The 1,235-nt window shown below is 60.9% G+C and carries 1 protein-coding gene; it reads right to left on the bottom strand.

Annotated features, from left to right (window positions below; all coding sequences use genetic code 11):
• Positions 1-51: 51 nt before the first annotated feature.
• Positions 52-1,154, bottom strand: a protein-coding gene (locus ACFFWD_RS24630) for an IS3 family transposase (protein ID WP_376969432.1) whose coding sequence is annotated in 2 segments (ribosomal slippage) — positions 52-893 and positions 893-1,154 — 1,104 coding nt in all. Because the reading frame shifts where the segments join, the coding sequence is not laid out codon by codon here.
• Between the last annotated feature and the right edge of the window lie 81 nt (positions 1,155-1,235).

The raw sequence follows: 1,235 nt of genomic DNA, 5'->3' as shown, positions 1-1,235 counted from the left end.
TGCAGCGAGACCGAAGTTTGGACCACCCAGAACTAGAGTTTTGCGCCTCTGTCACGTTGGCGGGCTGGTTGCGCCGACGTGGTTTTGCAGCAAAATCGGCGGTCGATTGCCGATCGCCCCATGGGGCCGTTCTTCGTTATAGTATCTGCGCCAAGTCTCCACTTTTTGCTGGGCGTCCGCAAGGGACAGGAACCAGTGGGCGTTGAGGCATTCGGCCCGGAAGCGGCCGTTGAAGGCCTCGATGAACGCGTTGTCGGTTGGCTTGCCGGGCCGTGAGAAGTCCAGCGTGACGCCGCGCTGGTAGGCCCACAGATCAAGATCGCGCGACACGAACTCGCTGCCTTGATCGACCCGGATCGTTGCCGGGAAGCCCACTTCCTTGCAGGCCCTTTCCAGCACCTCCGCGACGTCGCTGCCGCGGAAGGTGAACCGTGGCGCCAGCGCCGGCGAGAAGCGGGAGAAGGTATCGATGATCGTAAGCACCCGAAGCTTGTGTCCCGTCGCCAACTGGTCATGGACGAAGTCCATCGCCCAGGTCTCGTTCGATCGTGTGGCCGGTCGCCGGTCATCGCGCAGTTTGGCCTTGACCCGGCGCTTGGGCATTTTGTTGCGTAATTGCAGGCCCAATTCGCGATAGATGCGGCGCGTCTTGTTTTGCCCATGATGCCAGCCTTCACGGCGGAGCAGGACGTGAACACGACGGTAGCCGTAGCGAACGCGGACATGACAGATCTCCTTGATCTTCTGTTCGAGGGCAGCCTGGCCGGAGCGACGGGACTTGTAGTGATAGGTCGAGCGGTCGAACTCAAGAGCGTCACAGGCCCTGCGGATCGACACCTGCCACTCGCCACAGACCTCGTCGACCAGCTTGCGCTTCCGGCCAGGCTTCATAGCTTTCGGCGGATCACGTCCTGCAGCATCTCCTTGTCGAGCGATAGATCGGCGACCAGCTTCTTCAGCTTGCCGTTCTCCTCCTCGAGTTGCTTCAGCCGTCGCATCTCCGTCGGCAGCAGCCCGTCGTACTTCTTCTTCCAGTTGAAATAGGTCGCCTGGCTGATCCCGGCCTTGCGGCAGATCTCCGCCACCGCAACCCCGTCACTGCCCTGCTTCAGAATGAACGCCTTCTGGGCGTCCGAAAATCTCGAGGCCTTCATCGTCCTTCGCTCCTCCCAGCCAGGGAATCGGTGCGAAAAACTCTAGCCAAAAACGGTCCAGTTTGCCGGCCTCAGATCAAC

Origin of the sequence: Bradyrhizobium erythrophlei, from assembly GCF_042430365.1 — a bacterium.
Lineage (GTDB): Bacteria > Pseudomonadota > Alphaproteobacteria > Rhizobiales > Xanthobacteraceae > Bradyrhizobium > Bradyrhizobium erythrophlei.
The sequence above is the reverse complement of the archived record's forward strand: the minus strand, read 5'-3'. Positions and strand labels throughout refer to the sequence as shown.